The following is a 21,458-nucleotide window of genomic DNA, read 5'->3' as shown; positions in this document are numbered from 1 at the left end:
AGAAAATGCGTAAGTCCTTGATGCGTATGACATTGCGTCAATTGCAGATCTTCAACGAAGTGTGCGATTTGCGTTCTTACAGCCGCGCGGCGGAAGAAATGTCGCTCACACAACCGGCTGTCAGCCTACAGATTCGTCAGCTGGAAGAGCTGATCGGCCAGCCATTATTCGATTACGTCGGCAAAAAACTCTACATGACCGAGGCCGCCGAAGCACTCCAACGGGCCAGTCGGGATATTTTCGGGCGCCTGGAAAATCTCGATATGCAGCTGTCGGACATGCAGGGCTCGCTGCAGGGCCAACTGAAACTCGCGGTGGAATCCAGCGCCAAATACTTCGTGCCGCACCTGTTCGCAGCGTTCAAGCGCCAGCATCCGGAAGTGAACCTGCAACTGACCGTGGTCAACCGGGGCCAGGTGATTCGCCGCCTCTCCGACAACCGCGACGACCTGGTGATCATGTCGATGGTGCCGCAAGACATGGGCCTGGAGTTTCTGCCGTTTCTCAATAATCCGATTGTTGCCGTGGCGCGTCCGGATCATCCGCTGGCACACATGGGCCCGTTGCGCTTGCAGGATCTTGAACCGTACACATTGCTGATTCGCGAACCGGGTTCGGGTACACGTTTGGCGTGTGAGGAGTATTTCAAGGAAAAGCGCGTGCACTTCACTCAGACCCAGGAGGTCGCTTCGGCCGAAGCCCAGCGCGAATGCGTGTTGGCGGGTCTGGGCCTGGCGCTGTTGACGCGCCACGCCCTGAACCTGGAACTGGCGACCGGCGGCCTGGTAGAGTTGCCGGTCGAGGAGCTGCCGCTGTTTCGCAGTTGGTGCCTGGTGCAAGCCAAGGCCAAACGGCTGTCACCGGTGGCGCACGCCTTCCTGGCGTTTATCCGCAGCGAGCGCGTGCAGATCAGCGCGCTGGTTGAGCGTTTCGACGGGAAGCTGCGGGCGCTGCCTGCCAGTGATTGATTTCGGGAAAGTCGCCGATTTCGGCTTGAAGCTGACGAAGTTCGAAGCGATCTTCGATAGCGCGGCGAAACTCCATGCGGCGCTGGTCTTCCTGCTGACGACGGGTTTTCGCGGCGCTGTTGCGTTCTTCGTAAGGCTGAGCCATTTCGAGTCTCCCAAGGCGTTTACGGGAGTTTCACGATAGGCCTGAGGGATGACGGTTTGGCTGCCGGAGGATGACAGTCCAATGAATTTGCGTTGTTTTTTGCGGACGCCATCGCGGGCAAGCCCGCTCCCACAGAGCTTTGTGTCGAACACAATATTTGTGAACACCACCTGCCACTGTGGGAGCGGGCTTGCCCGCGATTAAGGTCGGAACGAGCTTACGATGACGTCAGTCATCAGTCATCCAGCGCTTTCACCGCTTTCGGCGACAGCCGCAAGCTGCGCAGGCTGCGCTTCACACTCTTCAGGTGATTGACCAGGCTCGGCCCGCGCGCCATGGCCACGCCCATCGCCAGCACGTCGATCACCACCAGGTGGGCGATACGCGAGGTCAGCGGCGTATAGATTTCAGTGTCTTCGTGCACATCGATCGCCAGGTTGACGGTGGACAGCTCCGCCAACGGCGTCTGGCTCGGACACAGCGTGATCAGCGACGCACCGCTCTCGCGAACGAGGTTGGCGGTGATCAGCAGGTCTTTCGAACGCCCGGACTGGGAAATGCAGATCGCCACGTCCGTCGGCTTCAACGTTACCGCCGACATCGCCTGCATGTGCGGATCGGAATACGCCGCCGCCGTCAGCAGCAGGCGAAAGAACTTGTGCTGGGCATCCGCCGCCACCGCGCCTGAGGCACCGAAGCCGTAGAACTCGACACGCTGCGCCTGCGACATCAGCGTCACCGCGCGCTGCAACTCCACCGGATCGAGCTTCTCGCGAACCTCCATCAGCGTGTGCAGCGTGGTGTCGAAAATCTTCAGGCTGTAATCGGCGACCGAGTCATCTTCATGGATCGCGAACTGACCGAAGCTGGCACCCGCCGCAAGGCTTTGCGCAAGCTTGAGCTTCAGATCCTGAAAACCGGAACAACCGATGGCGCGACAGAAGCGCACGATGGTCGGCTCACTGATGCCGACGCTGTGGGCCAGGTCGGCCATGGAACTGTGCATCACGGCCGCAGGGTCAAGCAGCACGTGGTCGGCGACCTTGAGCTCCGACTTGCGTAACAGGTGACGTGACTGGGCGATGTGTTGCAGCAGATTCAAGGGGCTGGACTCTTCTTATGGTCGGGGATGTAGCAAGCTTGTAGTTATACTACATGAATCGGCTTTTTGCCTGCTCAATGCGTAACTCCATGTCCCCATATCAGGCGCGATGGCATCCATGTAGCCCTTAATCCGGGTTTTCCTGTTCGCGCAAAAGCCCGGCCAGCCCGGCAGCTTCCACCGGTCGGCTGATCAGATAGCCCTGCACTTCATCGCAACGTTCAGCGCGTAAAAATTCCAGCTGCTCCTGCCGCTCAACCCCTTCGGCCACCACTTTCAGTGACAAGCCATGAGCCATGGCAATGATTGCCCGAGTGATTGCCGCATCTTCACTGCCCTCGCCCAGGCCACGAATGAATGCCTGATCGATCTTCACGTAATCCACCGGAATGCGCTTGAGGTAACTAAGCGACGAATAGCCGGTGCCGAAATCATCGATGGCCAGTTTCACCCCCAGATCGCGCAGTTGCTGGAACGTCGCGATGATGTGTTCAACGCTGTCGAGCAACTGGCTTTCGGTGAGTTCCAGCTCAAGGTAGTGCGGCGCCAGCCCGGTTTCTTCGAGCACCTGACGCACCAGGCTGACCAGTTTGCCCTGACGCAGTTGATGCACCGACAGATTCACCGAAACACGAATCGGCGCGAGCCCCTGTCGCTGCCATTCGCACGCCTGCCAGCAGGCCTGACGCAACACGAACTCACCGATCGGCCCGATCAGACCGGTCTCCTCGGCCAACCCGATGAAATCCCCCGGCGGCACCCGACCCATCGTCGGATGATCCCAGCGCACCAGCGCCTCCGCCGCATTCAGGCGTCCCGTCTCCAGACACAGCTTCGGCTGGTAGAACACCTTCAGTTGCTTCTCGTCGATGGCTTTGCGCAGCTGGTTTTCCAGTTGCAAACGCTCAAGGGTGCTGGCCTGCAAGCTCTCGGTGTAGAACTGGAAGTTGTTACCGCCCAGATGCTTGGCATGTTGCATGGCCATGTTCGACTGACTGACCAGCGCGGAAATCTCCCGCGCATTGTCCGGCAGCATGCTGATGCCCATCGACGCGCTGACCACCAGCTCATGCCCTTCCACAGTCAGCGGCAGACGCAGCTTGGCCGACAACCGCGTGGCGACACGGGCCAGACTCGACAGGTTGCCGTAGGCATCGAATAGCACTGCAAACTCATCACCGGACAGGCGCGCGATGGTGTCGGCTTCCGGTAAAGCATTAATCAGACGACGGGCCATTTTCTGCAGCAACTGGTCAGCGACTTCATGACCGAGGCTGTCGTTGAGCAACTTGAAGCGATCCAGATTGATGTGCAGCAGCGCCAAACTGCGCCGCCCGCCCTGCCGGACCCGCTGATGCGCTTCGTGCAGACGCTCGCGGAACAGCGAGCGATTGGCCAGCCCGGTGAGTTCGTCGTAGTGCGTCAGGTAACGCATGCGCTCTTCGGATTCGCGGCGAGCGGAAAGATCGGCGAAGAAACCCACGATATGACTGACATTTCCCCGATGATCGCGCACCGCATTCAGTTGCAGCCACTGCGGGTACAACTCGCCATTCTTGCGGGTCTCCACCAGTTCGCCCCGCCAACTGCCGTGCTGTTCCAGCGCGTGACGGATCGCTACGTAATGACGACGGGCATCGCGGCTGCATGGCAGCTCGACGACGTTGCGCCCGAGCATGTCGTCGATGTCATAACCGGTGACCCGACTGAAGGCCTGATTGATCGCGATCAACGCGTAGTTCGGGTCGAGAATCACGATGCCTTCGCTGGCCGCTTCGAACACCGTCGCCGCCAGCCTCTGCTGCTCTTCAAGGCTTTTGCTGGCACTGATATCACGACGGGTGCCGACCATCCGGATCACTTGCCCGCTGTCGCTGCGCTCCACGGCGCGACCACGGTCTTCGATCCACACCCAGTGGCCATCGCCGTGACGCACGCGATACTCGATCTGATAATCCTCGGTGCGCCCCTTCAGATGTTCGACCAGCGCATGCTTTAGCGGTGGCACGTCTTCCGGGTGCAAGCGCGGCTTGAGGTCACGCAGGATCGCCGTGACGTATTCCGGGGCGAGGCCGAACAGTTCCTGGATTTGCGTGTGATGGACTTCATCGGTTTGCAGATTCCAGTCCCACAGTCCCAGCTCACTGGCCTTCAAGGCCAGCGCCAGGCGCGCTTCGCTTTTGCTCAGGGCCTGATTGGCGGCATCCAGTTCACGGCTGCGCTGGGCGACGCGATCCTCCAGCTCGACCTGCGCTTCGCGCAACTTGCCCTCGGCACAGCGGCGATGGTCGATTTCCGTCGCCAGCTCTTGATTGAGCTGCTCGCTGCGCGACTGCGTTTGCTGCAGGTGTTCGATCAGGCGCTGATTCTGAAAGCGCCGCAGCAAGCTGCGATCAATCAGCCGATTGACCTGCCACGCCACCACGCTCAATGAGCCCAGCAGGATCAGCCCGAGCCAGCCCCAGCCTCGCGCCAGTTCATCGCCGCCCCAGAACAGAAAACCAATCGCCGGCAACAGACACGGCAAGGTAAACGACAGAAACGCTGGAAGGCTCACCGCATAGGCGACGCTGGCTGACAGCGTCGCGGCGCCAATCAGGCCGAACACCCAGGCTTGCTGAATGAAGTTGTCGGCAGGCACCAAAGCGATGCCGGCACCGGCCAGGGTCAGGCCGGTCATGGTCGAACCGATCAGGAACATCCGGAACCAGATCGGTTGGGCCTGACGGTTGGGGATCGCCGAATCGAACGCCGCGACCTGAATCACCCGCAACGCCACCAGCGACAGCAACCACACCAGCCAGACGCTGACCACGAAATAGCGCTGCGGGCTCCAGAGCAAACCGGCGCAGACCAGACCATTGATCAACATGAAAAGGGTGGGCAACAAGGAGCCCTGATACAGCAGGCGCGTGCGCTCCACCGCCATTTCAACGGCATAGTGCTTGCGGATAACCCGGGGTTCCACGGAGGGGCCCGACAGTTCGGCGCTGAGGGTCATGGGCAACGTTCTTGTTCTTATAAGGAGGGCGTGCGCCCGAAACGTGGACGGAGCATACACAAGCCGCCCCCTTTGCCAAACTGCTCCAGATCATAAATCGGGCGAAACTTTACCCGCCTCTCTCGCCGGCAAAACCCTCCAAGCGAGACGGACCAACGCCTGTAGCCGGTGACCGACCGGTCGTCATCGGCAGCACTTTCATCGGCTAATGCAAAGCTCGGTTTGCCCGGGCCTGCGGCGCACCCTAGAATGCCCCGATGCGCGATGATCTCTCCCTTCTGCTGAACTCTCTCAACGATGCCCAACGCCAGGCCGTAGCCGCCCCCGTTGGCCGTCAGTTGGTCCTGGCCGGTGCTGGCTCCGGTAAAACCCGAGTGCTGGTGCACCGTATCGCCTGGTTGATCCAGGTCGAAAACGCCTCGCCCCACTCCATATTGTCGGTGACCTTCACCAACAAGGCCGCTGCCGAGATGCGTCATCGCATCGAGCAGTTGCTGGGTATCAACCCGGCCGGCATGTGGGTCGGCACCTTCCACGGCCTGGCGCACCGCTTGCTGCGGGCGCACTGGCAGGAGGCCGGGCTGAGCCAGACCTTCCAGATTCTCGACAGCGATGACCAGCAACGCCTGGTCAAGCGGGTGATCCGCGAGCTGGGCCTCGACGAACAGCGCTGGCCGGCCCGTCAGGCCCAGTGGTTCATCAACGGGCAGAAAGACGAAGGTCTGCGTCCCAAACACATTCAAGCCAGCGGCGATTTGTATCTGGCGACCATGCGCGGCATCTATGAGGCCTACGAGGCCGCGTGTCAGCGTGCCGGCGTCATCGATTTCTCCGAACTGCTGCTGCGCGCCCTCGATCTGTGGCGCGATCACCCGGGCATGCTGGCGCATTATCAAAAGCGTTTCCGGCACATTCTGGTGGACGAGTTCCAGGACACCAACGCCGTGCAGTACGCCTGGTTGCGTCTGCTCGGCAAGGGTGGCGACAGCCTGATGGTGGTCGGCGACGACGACCAGTCGATCTACGGTTGGCGCGGCGCGAAAATCGAGAACATTCATCAGTACTCGTCCGACTTCCCGGATTCGGTGACCATTCGCCTGGAGCAGAACTACCGCTCCACCGCTGGCATTCTCAAAGCCGCCAACGCTCTGATCGCCAATAACACCGGTCGTCTCGGCAAAGAGCTGTGGACCGATGGCGGCGATGGCGAAGCGATCAATCTGTACGCCGCGTTCAACGAACACGACGAAGCACGCTACGTTGTCGAAACCATCGAAAGCGCGCTGAAAACCGGCTTGGCTCGTAGCGATATCGCGATTCTGTACCGCTCCAACGCCCAGTCGCGCGTTCTGGAAGAAGCCTTGCTGCGTGAGCGCATTCCCTACCGCATCTATGGCGGCCAGCGCTTCTTCGAGCGCGCGGAAATCAAGAACGCCATGGCCTACCTGCGCTTGCTCGAAGGTCGCGGCAACGATGCCGCGCTGGAACGGGTGATCAACGTGCCGGCCCGTGGTATTGGTGAAAAAACCGTCGAAGCGATCCGCGACCATGCACGCCACAGCGATGTGTCGATGTGGGAAGCGATGCGCCAACTGGTCGCCAATAAAGGCCTGACCGGTCGCGCCGCCGGTGCGCTGGGTGCTTTTATCGAACTGATCGAGAACCTCGCCGCCAAGTGCATGGAGATGCCGCTGCATTTGATGACGCAAACCGTCATCGAGCAATCCGGCCTGATCGCCTATCACGAAGCGGAAAAAGGCGAGAAAGGCCAGGCCCGGGTAGAAAACCTTGAGGAACTGGTCAGCGCCGCGCGCAACTTCGAGAATACCGAAGACGACGAAGAGCTGACGCCACTGGCGGCCTTCCTCGGCCACGCTTCGCTGGAAGCCGGCGACACGCAGGCTGACGAGCACGAAGACAGCATTCAGTTGATGACGCTGCACAGCGCCAAAGGCCTGGAATTCCCTTACGTGTTCCTCGTGGGCATGGAAGAAGGCTTGTTCCCGCACAAGATGAGCCTGGAAGAACCTGGCCGTCTCGAGGAAGAGCGGCGCCTGGCCTACGTGGGCATCACCCGGGCGATGCAGAATCTGGTGATGACATATGCTGAAACCCGACGCCTGTACGGCAGCGAAACCTACAACAAGGTCTCGCGTTTCGTGCGCGAAGTGCCGAAAGGTCTGATTCAGGAAGTACGCCTGTCGAACAGCGTCAGCCGACCGTTCGGCGGCAATCAGTCGATGAGCGGCAGCAACCTGTTCAGCGGCAGCGAGATTCCGGAAACGGGGTTCAGCCTTGGGCAAACCGTTCGTCACTCGATCTTCGGTGACGGCGTTATCCTCAACTTCGAAGGTGCGGGTGCACAGGCGCGGGTGCAGGTGAACTTCAGCGAAGGCAGCAAGTGGCTGATGCTGGGGTACGCGAAGCTGGAAGCGATCTAAAGGCAGCCCGTCGTTGCTCATCGTTCCCACGCTCGGCGTGGGAATGCATCCCGTGACGCTCCGCGTCACTGTGGACGCGGAGCATCCATGGCGGCGTTACCACGCAGAGCGTGAGAACGATCGCACATGAACACTGGAGGCAACACCATGGGCTCAGGCTTCTTTTCTTCCTGGACATTCTGGGCCCTGCTCTCGGCGACTTTCGCTGCTTTGACGGCGATCTTCGCCAAAGTCGGCATCGAAAACGTCAATTCCGATTTCGCCACCCTGCTGCGCACCATCGTGGTACTCGTCAGTCTGGCCTTGATTCTGTACGCCACGGGCCAATATCAGTCATTGGGATCGATATCCGCCAAGAGCTATCTGTTCCTGTTGCTGTCCGGTCTGGGCACCGGCGCTTCGTGGCTGTGCTACTTCCGCGCGTTAAAGGTGGGTCCGGCTTCACTGGTCGCTCCGGTGGACAAGCTCAGTGTGGTGTTGGTGGCGGTACTTGGCGTGATGTTGCTGGGTGAGAAACTCGATCTGCGCCAATGGGGCGGTATCGGCTTGATCACTGCCGGCGTGGTGATGCTGGCGTTTCGTCGCTAGGCAACATTTCCCGCTGAACCTATCCCTTTTTCCTACAGACAAAAGTACAGGGTCCTATTGCCGCGACCGAGCTGAACGTAAGCTGTCAGGCAAAAGCCCGAAACACTCTCTCGCTAGCCAGTGCCACTTGAGCTGTGCAACATGGCGCGCGTGTCTCCACAAACGGGAATTCCCTTTATGAAACGTTTTCTTAGCATCGCCATGGCGTTGTGCATCGGCCTGACGATGAGCCTCGACGCCAATGCCAAGCGCTTTGGTGGTGGCAAAAGCGCCGGCGCTGCGCCGACGCACCAGACCAGCCAGATGGCTCCTTCTTCTCCAGGCATGGGCGGTGCTGCGGCGACCGCGGGTGCTGCCGGTGCCGCCGGTGCTGCTGCCAAGGCTGGCGGCGCTTCGAAATGGCTCGGCCCTCTGGCCGGCATCGCCGCCGGTGGCCTGCTTGCTTCCATGTTCATGGGTGGCGGCTTCCAGGGCATGCAGATTTTCGACATCCTGATCATGGCCCTGATCGCGTTCGTGATCTTCCGCTTCATCGCCGCTCGTCGACGCAAGCAACAGGAGCACCTGGCTCCGGCCGGCGCGCCGATGCAGCGTGAGGCATTCGAGCAGAAGCCTGCTGGCATGGGTTCTATCTTCGGTGGTTCGGCTGCTCCGGCTGCCGCCCGTCCGGTAATCAACGCGCCAGCCTGGTTCAACGAACAGAACTTCCTGGCCGCTGCGCGCAGCCACTTCCAGTCGCTGCAGCAACACTGGGACGCTAACGAAATGGACAAGATCGCCGAGTTCGTGACTCCGCAAATGCTTGAGTTCCTCAAGCGTGAGCGTGCGGATCTGGGCGACGGCTTCCAGTCGACCTACATCGACAACCTTCAGGTTCAACTGGACGGCGTGGATGACCGTGCCGACAAGACTATTGCCACCCTGACCTTCAGCGGTGTGTCGAAGACCTCGCGTTTCGACCAGGGCGAAGTCTTCAGCGAAAGCTGGAACATGGAACGTCCGCAAGGCGAGAACCAGCCTTGGCTGGTGGCCGGTATCCGCCAGAACGGTTGATCCCTTCTGCGCCAGGCAACGGTTAAAGAAAACCCCGGACTTGTCCGGGGTTTTTCTATTTCGCGGTTGCATCTATAGCGAGCTACTGTATAAACCGGCCCATATAAACCGCGCCATTCAAGCAAGAGGATCCCGGACGTGGAAGAAATCATCGAACAACTGCGCGAAGCCAACGAACCCGTACCGGTTCCATTGGAGTTGCCTGACGAAGACCAACTGGTGGAAGTCGAAGAAGAACTCTTCATCAACATTCCGTTCGTCTTCAAAGAGTTTTTGCTGACCGTCAGCGACGTGGTTTACGGCAGCCTGGAGCCGGTGACTGTCACCGACCCGCAATCGCATACCTATTTGCCGGATGTGGCAGCGAATGCCTGGGACGCCGGCGTGCCGCGCGATCTGATCCCGATCTGCCAGGACGGCGACAACTATTACTGTGTCGAAGAAGACGGCACCGTGGTGCTGTGGTCCGGCGAAGAAGAGCTGATCACCGAAGAATCCTGGGAATCGGTGTGGCACTGGGCGCGGGACGTCTGGCTGGAAAGCTGATTTGCCAAACGCCCCGGGTGGTCAATGCCCCGACGACTCCTTGTGATTGTCGAGGGTTTCCAGCAAAGCCACCTGCATCCGCGTGTGCACGCGGATGAACCAGCGCCAGAGCAGCGCCGCCACGGCGGCCGCGACCACGGCGATCAGCACGAGCAACTTGTTGGTCGGCAGAATACTGGCCGACAAGGCTGCCAGCAGCAGGAAAATCACCAGCAGCGAGAGAATCGGGATCACCTCGGAGATCACCCGGCGCACTCGCTGCGTGTGCCTTCCGGCCATCTCCGGCTTCACGCCCATCTCGGCCAGCAGCATCGACAACGCCTTGAGCTTGCGATAGGCGGCGATCAGGAACGGCAACGATACCAGCAACGCCCCGCCCCAGATCAGCGCCTTCTGCCAGCTCGGATCGTTGATCCAGTCGTGCAGCGACAGCGAGATGCGTTCTGCGAAGTACGCTCCGGCGAAGAAGATCGCAATCACCAGCGCCAGATTGACCCCCACCTGCAACAGGATCCGCCGGATCATCGACGCCAGCATGGCGCCTTCGCCTTGCGGCTGGATGCTGCGCAGCCACTCGCCATACATCCCGAACACACGCCCGAGACGCTTAGGCATTGCGGCGGACAGCTTGATCGACAGCGGGTCAGCCGCGCGAATGAGGTAAGGCGTCAGCAGCGTGGTGATGACCGACACCGCCACGGCCACCGGATAGAGGAAGTTGCTGGTGACCTGCAAAGTCATCCCGAGCGCGGCGATGATGAAGGAAAATTCGCCAATCTGTGACAGCCCCATCCCTACCCGCAGTGAGGTGCGTCCGTCATTGCCGGCGATAAACGCACCGAGCCCGCAGGACAGCATCTTGCCAAGCACCACCGCTACAGTGATGACCGCAATCGGCCACGCGTACTGGAGAAGAATCATCGGGTCGAGCATCAGGCCGATGGCGACAAAGAAAATCGCGCTGAACAGGTCACGCACCGGCTCGATCAGCCGCTCGATCTTCAGCAGTTGCCGCGACTCGGCCATGATCGCGCCGATCAGGAACGCGCCCAGCACCATGCTGTATTCGAGCTTGACCACCAGCAGGCAGAAGCCGAAACACAGGCCCAGCACGGTGATCAGCAACATCTCGTTGCTTTCGAATTTGGCGACGTAGGCCAGCAAACGTGGCACCAGCAGAATGCCGATGACCAGTGCGACGATCATGAACAGCGACAACTTGCCCACCGTGGAGAACACTTCGCCGGAACTGACGGTGCCGCTGACCGCGATGCTCGAGAGCAAAGCGATGATGCCGATGCCGAGAATGTCCTCGACGATCAGCACGCCGAAGATCAACTGCGCAAAACGCTCGTTCTTCATCTTCAGATCATTGAGCGCCTTGACGATGATGGTGGTCGAGGAGATCGCCAGAATTGCGCCGAGGAACAGCGAATCCATGGTGTTCCAGTCGAACCAGCGACCTATTTCATAGCCAATCCAGATCATCAGGACGATTTCGAGGAACGCCGCAATAAACGCCGTGGCGCCGACCTTGAACAGCTTGCGCAGGCTGAACTCCAGCCCGAGACAGAACATCAGGAAGATCACCCCCAGCTCGGCGAGGGTCTTGATGGTTTCTTCATCGTGGATCAGGCCGAATGGCGGGGTGTGCGGGCCGATGATGAATCCCGCGACGATGTAGCCCAGCACCACCGGCTGCTTGAAACGGTGAAACAGGACAGTCACCACACCCGCGACCAACATGATCACTGCCAGGTCCTGAATAAAACTGATGGCATGCATGGCGTGGGCTCCTTGAATGACGAGGCTCGCAGTCAGGCGTCAGAAAGATCTGAGCGAGCAGGGTAAAAATCCGCTTTTCGTGTGGGAATTGCCCTTGGGGTGGGCTTTTGCAGGGTAACACCGCGACTTACGCCTGAAAGGCGGTGCAATATATGGAAACAGATCGATCCCGGCGTGACGGCGGCCAGTCGCCCGGCGTCCCGATAACGGTGCTTTTGAAAAGCGACCAGGCGCCCGCAGAGGCGCTTCCAGCAAACCAGCCTTGATCCGTGAGAACGTTATGGAACCCGGAAACGCCCAGCTGTCGATGACGGTACTGATGACCCCCGACATGGCCAACTTCTCTGGCAATGTCCACGGCGGCACCCTGCTCAAATACCTCGACGAAGTGGCCTACGCCTGCGCGAGCCGTTATGCCGGCCGCTACGTGGTGACGCTGTCGGTGGATCAGGTGATTTTCCGCGAGCCGATTCATGTTGGCGAACTGGTGACCTTCCTCGCGTCGGTCAACTACACCGGCAATACCTCGATGGAGGTCGGCATCAAAGTGGTGACGGAAAACATCCGCGAGCGCTCGGTGCGCCACACCAATAGCTGTTTCTTCACCATGGTCGCGGTGGATGACCAGCGCAAACCGGCCGCCGTGCCGCCGCTGCAACCGCAAAACAGTGAAGACAAACGCCGCTACATGCAGGCTCAGCAGCGCCGACAGATTCGCCAGGAGCTGGAAAAGCGCTATCAGGAGATCAAGGGCGACGCCTGAGATTGGTAGCGCTCTGACGAAAGCTTTCGCGAGCAGGCTCGCTCCCACATAGGATCGGTGGCGTACACAAAACCAAATGTGGGAGCGAGCCTGCTCGCGAATGGGGTAACGCGGTCTTACAGACTGATCGCGGTCGCCTCGAACTTCACCCGCGGATGCGCAATCCGATCCTGCGCCCGCACCAGTTGCAGCTCATAACTGGCGCACGCCTGAGTCTCCAGCAGCACTTCATGCACTGCCGCCGCCGTGAATTCGAACGCAGCGACCAGACTGTCGCCCAGTAAAACCCGCGCCAGGAACAATCCGGACGTCAGGTCGCCCACGCCCACCGGCTGACGCGGAAATGCCAGCAGCGGGCGACGCAGATGCCAACTGCCCTCGGCGGTTACCAACAACATCTCGAAACCATCCGCCGGCTTGCCCGGGTAATCCAGATGCTTGACCAGCACGGCTTTCGGCCCACGCGCCAGTAGCGCCCGCGCCATCGCCAGGCAATCGAACAGCGACTGCGGCTTGCGCCCGGAGAAGCTGTCCAGCTCCAGTTGATTCGGGCACATGAAGTCCGCCACGGCGGCCGCCTCGTCCAACAGAAAGTCGCTGACTTCGGCGGGCACACTGCAACCCTTCTCCGGATGCCCCATCACCGGATCGCACAGATACAAAGCCTTGGGATTGACCGCTTTGATGCGCGCCACACCACTGAGAATCGCCCGGCCCTGCGCCGCGCTGCCGAGATAGCCGGACAGCACCGCGTCGCAGTTGCCCAGCTCGCCGATGGCCGCGATGCCTTCGATCAATTCGGGAATCTGCTGCGGCGGCAGCACTTCGCCCGCCCATTGGCCGTACTGCGTGTGGTTGGAAAACTGCACGGTGTTGAGTGGCCAGACATTCACCCCGACGCGCTGCATCGGAAAAACCGCAGCGCTGTTGCCGGCGTGGCCGAACACCACATGGGACTGGATGGCGAGCAGATGAGGCGTACGTTTCATTCGGGTTTTTCCGTAAAACGATTGAAATTCAAGCCGCGCAGTATGCGACGAAACGCAGCCTGTACGACAGACCGGCGACGCAGTTAAGCTGACGCTATCTTTTGGAGTCCCTTGTTGATGCTGACCCTCGAAAACATCTTCGTGCTGATGCTGTTCGCCGCTGCCGGCGCCTGGTTGTGGCACAACCATGGTTTGCGCGAGCGGGCGCTGGAACGGGTCAAGCAGCATTGCCTGAACGTGCGTGTCGAGCTGCTCGACGGCAACGTGGCGCTGAAGAAAATCGGTTTCATCAAGGACGCCAACGGCCGTCGACGTCTGGCGCGGGTGTACAACTTCGAGTTCACCGTGACCGGCGAGACCCGTCACAACGGCACCATCACCCAGTTTGGCGCGCACAGTGCGCAGATCGAGCTAGCGCCCTACCCGGCACCGTTCGACGATACGCCGCCAGTGGTCGAGGTGCACAAGCCCCGGGCCGAGGTGATCGAGCTGAGTCAGTGGCGGCAGGAACACACCAAGTGGAAGCCGTGAATCAGCTCGGCTGAATCCGGCACTGCGCCAACCCGGCCTGCAACTCGGCGATGCTCTGTGGATCGGCGAAAATCAGTTCGATCCGTGAGTCCTTGCGCCATTCACTGATTTGCCAAATGAGCGCTGCGTTATCCAGAGCATTGGCTGACGTCCAGCCATCGGTGCTGTGGATAACCATTTTCGCTCTGTTCCAGGTAAGACCGCTGAGCCAATCGTCGAGGCTTTGTCGATCGAATGTCTGGCTCGGATGCCAGCGCCAACCGACACTCCATCCGCCCTCCTGCGCCTGACTCAGACAAATCGGCAGCGTCGGGTCGCTCCAGAGCGCCGGCATTGGCGCGGCACCGTTTGGCATGATCCGGTTATCCACAGCTGCCACCGCTCGAATGGCCAACCCCGGCAATTCGCTCACTGACAGTTGTGCCTGCTGTGTCCAGATCTGCCTGACTGGCGGCAACTGACTGGATATCGTCTGTCGGGCGGCTTCATCCAGATTTTCAGCCTTGTTCAGCAACAGCAAACCGGCGCTGGCCAATGCTTGCTGTTGAGCTGCCGGCAACGGTTTACCCGCCTGGAGTGCTTGAGCATCCAGTACCAAAACACACGGCTGAACCGTCAGTACACCCAGCCATGGCGCCTCGCTCAGTTGCTTGAGCAATTGCGCAGGATGGCCCAGTCCGGACGGTTCTATAAACAGCCGATGCGGCCTGGCTTTGCGCAGCAACCGTCCAAGGCCGATCTGAAACGGCGCACCATTCACGCAACACAAACAGCCCCCGGCCACTTCGCCCAGTGCGATACCATCGCCGTCGCTGGTCAGCAGCGCGGCATCGAGGCCGATCTGACCGAACTCGTTGATCAGCACCGCCCAGCGCTCATCCGCCGGCCGTTGCGCCATGAGCTGGCGAATCAGGCTGGTCTTGCCAGCGCCCAGCGGGCCTGCGATGACATGGGTAGGAATGTTCTGCAACATGGCTGGCACTTGTCTGAGGAGAGTTTCTGAGGGGGTCGAAGATGCGTTTAAACGGATGGTCGTTGCTGTTGCTGCTGGTGTCGAGCGAAGTCCTGGCCCAGGCCTGCGTGGTGCATAGCCAAGGCGAACGGCTCGACGTCAAAGTCTGCCAGCAGAACCGCAACATCCCGGAAAAACTGTTTAACGACGGCTTCTGTCAGCCAACGCTGGCCGGGCAAAAGGTCGACGTGCAGTACGTCGATCAATGCCCGAGCGGGGCATTTGGCGTGTGCAGCAACGCCCAAGTCGCCAATATGCCCTATCGCCAGGATATCCACTATTACGGCGTCGCCACCGATGCGGCCTACTTGAAGCCGTATTGCGAAAGTCAGAGCCAAGGCGCGTGGCTCAAGCCTTGAAGCGCTAGCCGAGCCAGTCAAGGGTCAGCATCAACCGACGCTCGCCGGGTGCCAATTGCGGCGAGCGGTGGATCAGCCCGAAACCTTCGTTGCCGTGCCATTTTTCGCCTTTCAATAGCGCCACTTCGCCACTCTTGAGTCGCTGAATCTGCCGGGGCTCGTGCGGCTCGGCGTTTGCCTGGCCAAGCTGACGACGATCCATTGCACCTTCCTTGAGCCATTCACTGCCAATGCCCGCATAGGTCGTGATCAGCCGCACCGGAACATGGTCGACGTGGAAACGCGGGCACATGGCCTTATCCAGCACGCGCAAGCGCAGGCCAATGCGTCGCGCACCGAGCAGGCAGGCGAACGCGCCGACCAGCCATTTCAAGTCAGCGATAAAGCCTTCGTAGCCCTCCAGTTCGCGGAAGCTTGTGGCCAGCCCAGTGAGATCAGGATCGGCGTCTTCGTCATTGATCTCCAGGCACAGCGACTCGGCCAAGGGTACGTTGAGTGACAGCAGCAAACTGGCAAAGTCGGCGATGTGCAGCGGCAATTGACGCTGCCATATGGCGAGGTTTACGTCATCTTCAAGAATCCGTATCAGTGCTTTTGGCGTATTGCCTTGATGCTGATGACGCGTACGGTCGTGGAGCATTTTCAACGCGAGCATCAGGCCACCTCTGCGTGCCAAGGGCCAAACGGATCCGGCAGCGACCGCCAGCCTTCCACACCGAGCGCCATTTCCTCGTCGGTCAGCAGGCAATCATCGAGTTCGCCTGAGAGCTGAGGGAAATTGATGTTCTGGCCGATGAACACCAGCTCCTGACGACAATCTCCGACGCTCGGCGTCCAGTTTTCCATGATCGCCAGGGTGCTTTCCTGATCTTGCGGCCACTGGTCTTTTGGCACAAAACGCCACCAACGCCCGGCAAAACCATGACGCATCAAACCGCCGGCCTGCGACCAACTGCCGGCGTCATTCGGCTTGCTGGCCAGCCAGAAAAAACCTTTGGAGCGCAGCAATTTGCCGTTGAGCCACGGGCGGTCGATGAAGTTGAAGAAGCGTTGCGGGTGAAAGGGTCGGCGCGCGCGATAAGCAGTGGATGCGATGCCGTACTCGTCGGTTTCCGGGATGTGCGCACCGCGCAATTCCTTTAACCAACCCGGCGCTTGTGCGGCTTTCTCGAAGTCGAAACGGCCGGTATTGATAATGCTCTCCAGCGGTACCTCCCCCATCACCATCGGGATGATTTCGGCGTGGGCGTTGAGGCGCTTGAGAATGGCGACCAGTTCTTCACGCTCCCGCTGGCTGATCAAATCGATCTTGCTGATCAGCAGTACATCGGCGAATTCGATTTGCTCGATCAACAAGTCGGTGATGGAGCGTTCGTCCTCTTCGCCAAGGACTTCCCCGCGGGAGGCGAGACTTTCTGCGGCCTGATAGTCGAGGAGGAAATTCACCCCGTCGACTACAGTGACCATGGTGTCCAGCCGGGCGATATCGGCGAGGCTTTGGCCCTGCTCATCGCGGAAGGTGAAGGTCTCCGCGACCGGCAGCGGCTCGGAGATGCCGGTGGATTCGATCAACAAGTAATCGAATCGTCCATCGCGGGCCAGTTTGCTGACTTCTTCAAGCAAGTCTTCGCGTAACGTACAGCAGATACAGCCATTACTCATTTCCACAAGCTTTTCTTCAGCGCGGTTCAGGCTTACATCACGCTGAACTTCGCTGCCATCGATATTGATCTCGCTCATATCGTTGACGATGACTGCCACACGCAGCCCTTGCCGATTACGTAGTACGTAATTCAAAAGTGTACTTTTTCCGGCGCCCAAAAATCCGGAAAGAACGGTCACAGGCAGTGCGGCTGACATTGGGTAATCCTCTACAGGTGGCAGCCGATCTGCGCTTTTGCGTAGCGCTGGACGTTTTTGGGCTTCAGACAATGGATTCGCATGAAGCTAAACGCTTGAAATCGACCGAATCAGGCTCAGTTCAAATTGATGTTATAGTATAACAATGTGAATTAGCCAGCCCCGCCCTTGCTCTTCACGACCAAGAGTCGGAAGCTGCGATCAATACGCCGCTCAGGAAATGTCATGAAAGAAGCGCTGAAATGCTCAATATTGAGTCTGGCGTTGTTAACAGCCGCTAGCGCCTGGGGGAAAAATCCTGCGCCCGCCACCTGCACGCGTAGCGCCAATCTGCTGGCCTGCATGGATGTCGACGGCAATGCCTACAGCGTCAACACTGTTGGCAGTACGCTCTACCTGCGAGGTTTCGAGAAGAACGGCCAACGCTATTGGGCACAAACCAACAGCCGCTTCGGCCAACTGACGTTCTTCACCGGTATCGCCTCCGACGGTGAAGCCTGGGTGGGCTACACCCGACGCGTGGGTTGGACGACGATCAATCGTTTCTCCAGCTCGGGAGGCAGTAGCGCAAAATTTACCTGTAGCCGGATTAGCGGCTGCTAAACCAGGCTTTTGGGCTGCTCCTGCTGCCAGGCCAGAAAGCTGTCGATTGGCGGATTTTTCTGAAAGTAGCGCTGCAAGCCCTCGTACAACCCGTCCGCAATGGCCTGCTGATGTCTCTTGGTGACTAAACGTTGACTGTCGCGAGCATTGGAAATGAAGCCGGTTTCCACCAGGATCGATGGCACATCGGGTGACTTGAGCACTGCAAATCCTGCCTGTTCCACACGCTTCTGATGCAGTGTGGTAATCCCCGCCAGACTCTCCAGAATGTTGCTGCCAAGCTGCAAACTGGCAGCAATGGTGGCGTTCATCGACATGTCGAGGATGACACCCGCAAGCATCGGATCCTTGTCTTTGAGGTTGAGCAGACTTGTTGCGCCAAGCAAATCCGCACCGTTCTCGCGCTGCGCCATGAACCGCGCAGTCGCCGATGTCGCACCACCTTCGGAGAGGCAGTAAACCGATGCGCCTGAGGCCGTCAGTCGCGGCGCTGCGTCAGCATGCACGGAGATAAACAGGTCAGCCTTATGCTGACGGGCAATCTCCACCCGCTTGCGCAAGGGCACAAAAAAGTCGTCGTTTCGCACTAGTTTTACGTCAAAGCCCTTCTCTTTTTTCAGGCGCTTGGCGAGCATCTGAGCGATTGAAAGTACAACGTCCTTCTCACGCTCACCTTTCGCACCAACTGCGCCGGGATCTTTGCCGCCATGGCCAGGATCGACAACCACAATGATGTCGCGCTTTCGATGGACCTTAATCGCAGGTGTTTCACGTGGAACCATTGCGACTGTCGACTCTTGTTTTGCGCTGACCAGATCCAGAACCAGACGATGACCTTGACCATCCTGAGGGGCCAACAGGAAGCTGTTAACCAGCACTGGAATCCTCAGATCGAGAACGATACGGGTGTCGCCCAGCCCCGTTTGCCCTGATCGAATCGTACGAATCACCGTGTCGTTGAGAGCCAGTTGGCTCAAATCTCCACTGAGCGTTGCACCGCTCAAATCAATAATAAGCCGCTCTGGTGCGCTGAGGCTGAACGCCTTGTATCGAACAGGTGCGCTTAAATCGAACACCAACCGAAGCTTTTTATCGGAGCGCCAGAACCTCGCTTGGCGGATTTGTGTCGCGGAGCCACTTATAGGTAAAGCGAAGGCGGCGCTGGCTAGAATCAGAGTGAGCAAATGACGTCTGTGCATATGAAAGCCTGTTCATGAAAAAGGCATCGTGATTTGAATTGTTATAATGTAACATTCAATTCAATCAACACGATGGTTCCGAACATGAATTCGCTGACACTCCCGGATATCGCCGCACAATCTGCTCGCCAAGCCTTGCCGCTCGAATGGGTGGGCATGTGCGGCATAGCGCTACCGGTCTTGTTAGATGGCCAACGCTTGACCGCGAAGGCTGATGCAGGCGTGAGCCTTGACGATGGTGAAGCGCGCGGTATTCACATGTCGCGCCTGTATCTGGCTTTGGAAGCCCTTGAGGAGGAGAACCTCCGCCCTGCTCTATTGCGCCGACTTCTCCAGTTTTTCCTCGACAGCCACCATGGTTTATCCACTAACGCCTACCTGAATATTCATACCAATTTGCTGCTGAAAAGGCCGGCGATGGTCAGTCCTCTGGCTGGGTGGAAGTCCTACCCCGCGATCATTTCAGCCAGCCTGAAAAACACAGTGTTCCACGTGGAACTCAAAATCGAGGTGCCATACTCTTCAACTTGTCCATGCTCAGCAGCCTTGGCGAGACAATTGATCCAGCAACAATTCATCAATGATTTCGCCAATAAGCCACTGCAACATGCCGAAGTTCTAACCTGGCTAGGCTCGTCCCAAGGCATTGTTGCCACGCCACACAGTCAACGCAGCACCGCCCAACTGCACGTGCACCTCGACGAATTTATAGACGAGTTGCCGCTGAGCACGATCATCAACGACGCTGAAGCAGCGCTCGGCACCGCCGTACAAACAGCGGTGAAACGTGCGGACGAACAAGCCTTCGCCTTGGCCAATGGGCAGAACCTGATGTTCTGCGAAGACGCCGCACGCCGATTGAATCTCGCGCTACGCCGCTCCCCGGGAGTCAGCGCACTCCACCTGCGAGTGATTCACGCCGAAAGCCTCCATGCCCATGACGCTGTCGCGGAAAGCACCTGGCACCGGGAGCTAGCATGATTCGCTGCCAGGACCTGAGCTGGGGCGCACCCGGCCAAGCACTCACTTCGCCTCTGACCCTTGAGCTTGAAAGCGGCAGTCTGACGGCAATCATCGGAGCCAATGGTTGTGGCAAAAGCAGCCTGCTGAAAGTCATTGCCGGACTGCAAAAACCCTTGGCAGGACAGGTCACCCTGAGTGTTCCACGTCAAAGTGGTGTGTCCTTCCTCCCACAACAACAGCATCTGGATCGTCAATTCCCGATCAGCCTTCAGGAACTGGTTGCCGCGGGATTCTGGGGTCGCAGACTTTCCACCCAATTGCGTGCCCAGCGCCTCGCCGCGGCATTGGAAGCCTGGCACCTGAATGGCCTCGACAATCGCCCGCTGATGGCGCTGTCCGGTGGTGAACTACAACGCGCGCTCCTCGCGCGATTGAGCCTGACCGACTCGCCTGTGCTGCTCCTCGACGAACCCCACGCCGCACTCGATGAACTGGGTCAACAGCTCCTGTGGCAACACATCCACGCCTGGCACGCCGAAGGACGAACGCTGGTCTTGGTCTGCCATGACCTCGCCGCCGTTCGCCAACACATCCCGAAAACGTTGCTGATCAAAAACCGAATTTGCGTTTACGGCGCGAGCGCAGAACTCATCCAGCAATCCCCGCACATGCAGGTGGCCTGATGCTCACTGTCACCCTGTGGCAACCGTTCTACGAGTTCGTCTTCATGCGTCGCGCATTGCTTGGCGGCCTGGTGTTGGCCTGCAGCACTGCGCCGCTCGGGGTGTTCTTGATCCTGCGGCGCATGAGCCTGATTGGTGACGCCGTCGCCCACGGCATCCTCCCCGGAGCAGCACTTGGCTTTTGGTTCGCCGGCCTGAGTTTGCCGGCGCTGACACTCGGCGGTCTCGGAGCAGGCCTGAGCATGGCCGGCCTCGCTGCATGGATTACCCGCCGTACCGGCCTGCGTGAAGACGCAAGCCTGGCGGCGATCTATCCCATATCGCTGGCCTGCGGTGTGTTGATTCTGGGTATGGCCGGTAAACGCCTCGACCTGCTGCACCTGTTGTTCGGCTCAGCATTGGCCGTCGATGGCCCGACCCTCACCGGCATGTTGTGGGTCTCGGCATTCAGCTTGATTGCCATGATGTTTATCTACAAACCGCTGCTGCTCGACACTCTCGATCCACTGTTCCTGCGAACGGTCAGCCGCCTCGGCCCACTCGCCCACGGCGTGTTCCTGACCCTGGTCGTACTGAATCTGGTGATCGGATTCCAGGCAATCGGCGCGCTCATGGTCGTCGGATTGATGATGCTACCCGCCGCTGCCTCACGTTTCTGGAGTCGACGCTTGCCGATCCTGATTGCCATCGCCGCCCTCCTCGGCTGCTTGTCGGTGTGGCTCGGCTTGTTGCTGTCTTTCTATTACTCGCTACCCAGCGGCCCGGCCATCGTATTGGTAGCCGGCGTTGGTTATCTGCTGTCCGTGGTGTTCGGACCGGTACATGGGCTGCTGCGCCGCCCACCGTTGCTCACATCCCAATGAGGTG

General features: G+C 59.4%; 21 protein-coding genes. 12 read left to right on the top strand and 9 right to left on the bottom strand.

All coding sequences use genetic code 11. The features are described 5' to 3' along the window. Window positions 1-5 precede the first annotated feature (5 nt). Entirely contained in the window at window positions 6-968 is a 963-nt protein-coding gene (locus tag ACIONG_RS10665) for a LysR family transcriptional regulator (RefSeq protein WP_103302748.1), read from the top strand. Here ACIONG_RS10665 and ACIONG_RS10660 read toward each other — a convergent pair. The 3 genes from ACIONG_RS10660 to ACIONG_RS10650 all read right to left on the bottom strand — a co-directional run bounded on the left by ACIONG_RS10660 (window position 910) and on the right by ACIONG_RS10650 (window position 5,216). Continuing rightward, window positions 910-1,113: a PA3496 family putative envelope integrity protein gene (locus ACIONG_RS10660; protein WP_103302750.1), complete on the bottom strand. Its 204-nt coding sequence runs from the start codon at window positions 1,111-1,113 to the stop codon at window positions 910-912. The two genes, ACIONG_RS10665 and ACIONG_RS10660, sit on opposite strands and share 59 nt — an antisense overlap. A gap of 235 nt (window positions 1,114-1,348) precedes the next feature. Continuing rightward, entirely contained in the window at window positions 1,349-2,215 is an 867-nt protein-coding gene (gene hexR, locus ACIONG_RS10655; protein WP_007962240.1) for a transcriptional regulator HexR, read from the bottom strand. A 127-nt stretch (window positions 2,216-2,342) separates the two neighbouring features. Next, window positions 2,343-5,216, bottom strand: coding sequence for an EAL domain-containing protein (locus tag ACIONG_RS10650; RefSeq protein ID WP_401299016.1), 2,874 nt, complete (start codon window positions 5,214-5,216; stop codon window positions 2,343-2,345). A gap of 257 nt (window positions 5,217-5,473) precedes the next feature. Here ACIONG_RS10650 and uvrD point away from each other — a divergent pair, with 257 nt between their 5' ends. From uvrD to ACIONG_RS10630, 4 genes are all read left to right on the top strand, one after another. Further along, on the top strand, window positions 5,474-7,657 hold the full coding sequence (gene uvrD / locus ACIONG_RS10645) for a DNA helicase II (protein ID WP_401299013.1): 2,184 nt from the start codon (window positions 5,474-5,476) through the stop codon (window positions 7,655-7,657). A 147-nt stretch (window positions 7,658-7,804) separates the two neighbouring features. Next, window positions 7,805-8,245: an EamA family transporter gene (locus tag ACIONG_RS10640; RefSeq protein ID WP_401299075.1), complete on the top strand. Its 441-nt coding sequence runs from the start codon at window positions 7,805-7,807 to the stop codon at window positions 8,243-8,245. Window positions 8,246-8,422: 177 nt separating this feature from the next. Further along, a complete protein-coding gene (locus tag ACIONG_RS10635) occupies window positions 8,423-9,298 on the top strand; it encodes a Tim44 domain-containing protein (protein ID WP_103302758.1) in 876 nt (291 codons plus the stop codon). Between the two features lie 138 nt (window positions 9,299-9,436). After that, a complete protein-coding gene (locus tag ACIONG_RS10630) occupies window positions 9,437-9,844 on the top strand; it encodes an SMI1/KNR4 family protein (RefSeq protein WP_007995855.1) in 408 nt (135 codons plus the stop codon). Window positions 9,845-9,865: 21 nt separating this feature from the next. Here the strand turns inward: ACIONG_RS10630 and ACIONG_RS10625 are convergent, their stop codons facing one another. After that, window positions 9,866-11,629, bottom strand: coding sequence for a cation:proton antiporter (locus ACIONG_RS10625; RefSeq protein WP_401299006.1), 1,764 nt, complete (start codon window positions 11,627-11,629; stop codon window positions 9,866-9,868). Between the two features lie 280 nt (window positions 11,630-11,909). Here ACIONG_RS10625 and ACIONG_RS10620 point away from each other — a divergent pair, with 280 nt between their 5' ends. After that, the gene (locus tag ACIONG_RS10620) at window positions 11,910-12,392 is read left to right on the top strand and encodes an acyl-CoA thioesterase (protein ID WP_003229693.1); all 483 of its coding nucleotides are present in this window, start codon (window positions 11,910-11,912) and stop codon (window positions 12,390-12,392) included. A 116-nt stretch (window positions 12,393-12,508) separates the two neighbouring features. Here ACIONG_RS10620 and pdxY read toward each other — a convergent pair whose 3' ends face one another. Then, window positions 12,509-13,381 (bottom strand): pyridoxal kinase PdxY, encoded by an 873-nt coding sequence (gene pdxY / locus ACIONG_RS10615; protein ID WP_166221993.1) that lies wholly within the window; start codon window positions 13,379-13,381, stop codon window positions 12,509-12,511. A gap of 117 nt (window positions 13,382-13,498) precedes the next feature. Here pdxY and ACIONG_RS10610 point away from each other — a divergent pair, with 117 nt between their 5' ends. Next, entirely contained in the window at window positions 13,499-13,912 is a 414-nt protein-coding gene (locus ACIONG_RS10610; protein WP_064389782.1) for a DUF3301 domain-containing protein, read from the top strand. 1 nt (window position 13,913) lies between these two features. Here the strand turns inward: ACIONG_RS10610 and ACIONG_RS10605 are convergent, their stop codons facing one another. Continuing rightward, window positions 13,914-14,885 carry a CobW family GTP-binding protein gene (locus tag ACIONG_RS10605; RefSeq protein WP_401299003.1) on the bottom strand — a complete coding sequence of 324 codons (972 nt, stop codon included), beginning with the start codon at window positions 14,883-14,885 and terminating at the stop codon, window positions 13,914-13,916. A gap of 41 nt (window positions 14,886-14,926) precedes the next feature. Between ACIONG_RS10605 and ACIONG_RS10600 the strand changes: the two genes are divergently transcribed. Next, complete coding sequence (locus ACIONG_RS10600; RefSeq protein ID WP_401299001.1) at window positions 14,927-15,283, top strand: NADH:ubiquinone oxidoreductase; 357 nt, start codon at window positions 14,927-14,929, stop codon at window positions 15,281-15,283. Between the two features lie 4 nt (window positions 15,284-15,287). On the opposite strand, the gene ACIONG_RS10595 is transcribed toward ACIONG_RS10600, so the two are convergent. Further along, window positions 15,288-15,938, bottom strand: coding sequence for a DUF1826 domain-containing protein (locus tag ACIONG_RS10595; protein WP_401298999.1), 651 nt, complete (start codon window positions 15,936-15,938; stop codon window positions 15,288-15,290). After that, window positions 15,938-17,143, bottom strand: coding sequence for a zinc metallochaperone GTPase ZigA (zigA, locus tag ACIONG_RS10590; protein WP_401298996.1), 1,206 nt, complete (start codon window positions 17,141-17,143; stop codon window positions 15,938-15,940). The genes ACIONG_RS10595 and zigA overlap by 1 nt, the downstream gene beginning before the upstream one ends. Before the next feature lie 225 nt (window positions 17,144-17,368). Between zigA and ACIONG_RS10585 the strand changes: the two genes are divergently transcribed. Beyond that, window positions 17,369-17,746, top strand: a complete 378-nt coding sequence (locus ACIONG_RS10585; RefSeq protein ID WP_315444961.1) for a glutamine synthetase — start codon at window positions 17,369-17,371, stop codon at window positions 17,744-17,746. On the opposite strand, the gene ACIONG_RS10580 is transcribed toward ACIONG_RS10585, so the two are convergent. Further along, window positions 17,743-18,945, bottom strand: coding sequence for an N-acetylmuramoyl-L-alanine amidase (locus ACIONG_RS10580; RefSeq protein ID WP_401298992.1), 1,203 nt, complete (start codon window positions 18,943-18,945; stop codon window positions 17,743-17,745). The two genes, ACIONG_RS10585 and ACIONG_RS10580, sit on opposite strands and share 4 nt — an antisense overlap. Window positions 18,946-19,029: 84 nt before the next feature. On the opposite strand from ACIONG_RS10580, the gene folE2 reads away from it, so the two are divergent. From folE2 to ACIONG_RS10565, 3 genes are read left to right on the top strand one after another with little or no spacing between them, the layout of a single operon-like run. Further along, entirely contained in the window at window positions 19,030-19,926 is an 897-nt protein-coding gene (folE2, locus tag ACIONG_RS10575; protein ID WP_103302774.1) for a GTP cyclohydrolase FolE2, read from the top strand. Then, window positions 19,923-20,591 (top strand): metal ABC transporter ATP-binding protein, encoded by a 669-nt coding sequence (locus tag ACIONG_RS10570; protein WP_213027036.1) that lies wholly within the window; start codon window positions 19,923-19,925, stop codon window positions 20,589-20,591. Before folE2 ends, ACIONG_RS10570 begins: the two co-directional genes overlap by 4 nt. Continuing rightward, complete coding sequence (locus ACIONG_RS10565; RefSeq protein WP_401298988.1) at window positions 20,591-21,454, top strand: metal ABC transporter permease; 864 nt, start codon at window positions 20,591-20,593, stop codon at window positions 21,452-21,454. The genes ACIONG_RS10570 and ACIONG_RS10565 overlap by 1 nt, the downstream gene beginning before the upstream one ends. Window positions 21,455-21,458 lie beyond the last annotated feature (4 nt).

It is taken from the genome of Pseudomonas sp. NPDC087817, assembly GCF_044742875.1.
Classification (GTDB): Bacteria; Pseudomonadota; Gammaproteobacteria; order Pseudomonadales; family Pseudomonadaceae; genus Aquipseudomonas.
Note: the sequence above shows the minus strand (reverse complement) of the source record. Positions and strands in the feature narration are given on the sequence as shown.

Coding starts and splice junctions, on each gene's coding strand:
- ACIONG_RS10610 (WP_064389782.1), top strand. CDS start 13,499: ATGCTGACCCTCGAAAACATCTTCGTGCTGATGCTGTTCGCCGCTGCC.
- ACIONG_RS10605 (WP_401299003.1), bottom strand. CDS start 14,885: ATGTTGCAGAACATTCCTACCCATGTCATCGCAGGCCCGCTGGGCGCT.
- ACIONG_RS10625 (WP_401299006.1), bottom strand. CDS start 11,629: ATGCATGCCATCAGTTTTATTCAGGACCTGGCAGTGATCATGTTGGTC.
- ACIONG_RS10635 (WP_103302758.1), top strand. CDS start 8,423: ATGAAACGTTTTCTTAGCATCGCCATGGCGTTGTGCATCGGCCTGACG.
- uvrD (WP_401299013.1), top strand. CDS start 5,474: ATGCGCGATGATCTCTCCCTTCTGCTGAACTCTCTCAACGATGCCCAA.
- ACIONG_RS10665 (WP_103302748.1), top strand. CDS start 6: ATGCGTAAGTCCTTGATGCGTATGACATTGCGTCAATTGCAGATCTTC.
- ACIONG_RS10585 (WP_315444961.1), top strand. CDS start 17,369: ATGAAAGAAGCGCTGAAATGCTCAATATTGAGTCTGGCGTTGTTAACA.
- folE2 (WP_103302774.1), top strand. CDS start 19,030: ATGAATTCGCTGACACTCCCGGATATCGCCGCACAATCTGCTCGCCAA.
- ACIONG_RS10600 (WP_401299001.1), top strand. CDS start 14,927: ATGCGTTTAAACGGATGGTCGTTGCTGTTGCTGCTGGTGTCGAGCGAA.
- ACIONG_RS10570 (WP_213027036.1), top strand. CDS start 19,923: ATGATTCGCTGCCAGGACCTGAGCTGGGGCGCACCCGGCCAAGCACTC.
- ACIONG_RS10565 (WP_401298988.1), top strand. CDS start 20,591: ATGCTCACTGTCACCCTGTGGCAACCGTTCTACGAGTTCGTCTTCATG.
- ACIONG_RS10650 (WP_401299016.1), bottom strand. CDS start 5,216: ATGACCCTCAGCGCCGAACTGTCGGGCCCCTCCGTGGAACCCCGGGTT.
- ACIONG_RS10660 (WP_103302750.1), bottom strand. CDS start 1,113: ATGGCTCAGCCTTACGAAGAACGCAACAGCGCCGCGAAAACCCGTCGT.
- zigA (WP_401298996.1), bottom strand. CDS start 17,143: ATGTCAGCCGCACTGCCTGTGACCGTTCTTTCCGGATTTTTGGGCGCC.
- ACIONG_RS10580 (WP_401298992.1), bottom strand. CDS start 18,945: ATGCACAGACGTCATTTGCTCACTCTGATTCTAGCCAGCGCCGCCTTC.
- ACIONG_RS10640 (WP_401299075.1), top strand. CDS start 7,805: ATGGGCTCAGGCTTCTTTTCTTCCTGGACATTCTGGGCCCTGCTCTCG.
- pdxY (WP_166221993.1), bottom strand. CDS start 13,381: ATGAAACGTACGCCTCATCTGCTCGCCATCCAGTCCCATGTGGTGTTC.
- ACIONG_RS10595 (WP_401298999.1), bottom strand. CDS start 15,938: ATGCTCGCGTTGAAAATGCTCCACGACCGTACGCGTCATCAGCATCAA.
- ACIONG_RS10620 (WP_003229693.1), top strand. CDS start 11,910: ATGGAACCCGGAAACGCCCAGCTGTCGATGACGGTACTGATGACCCCC.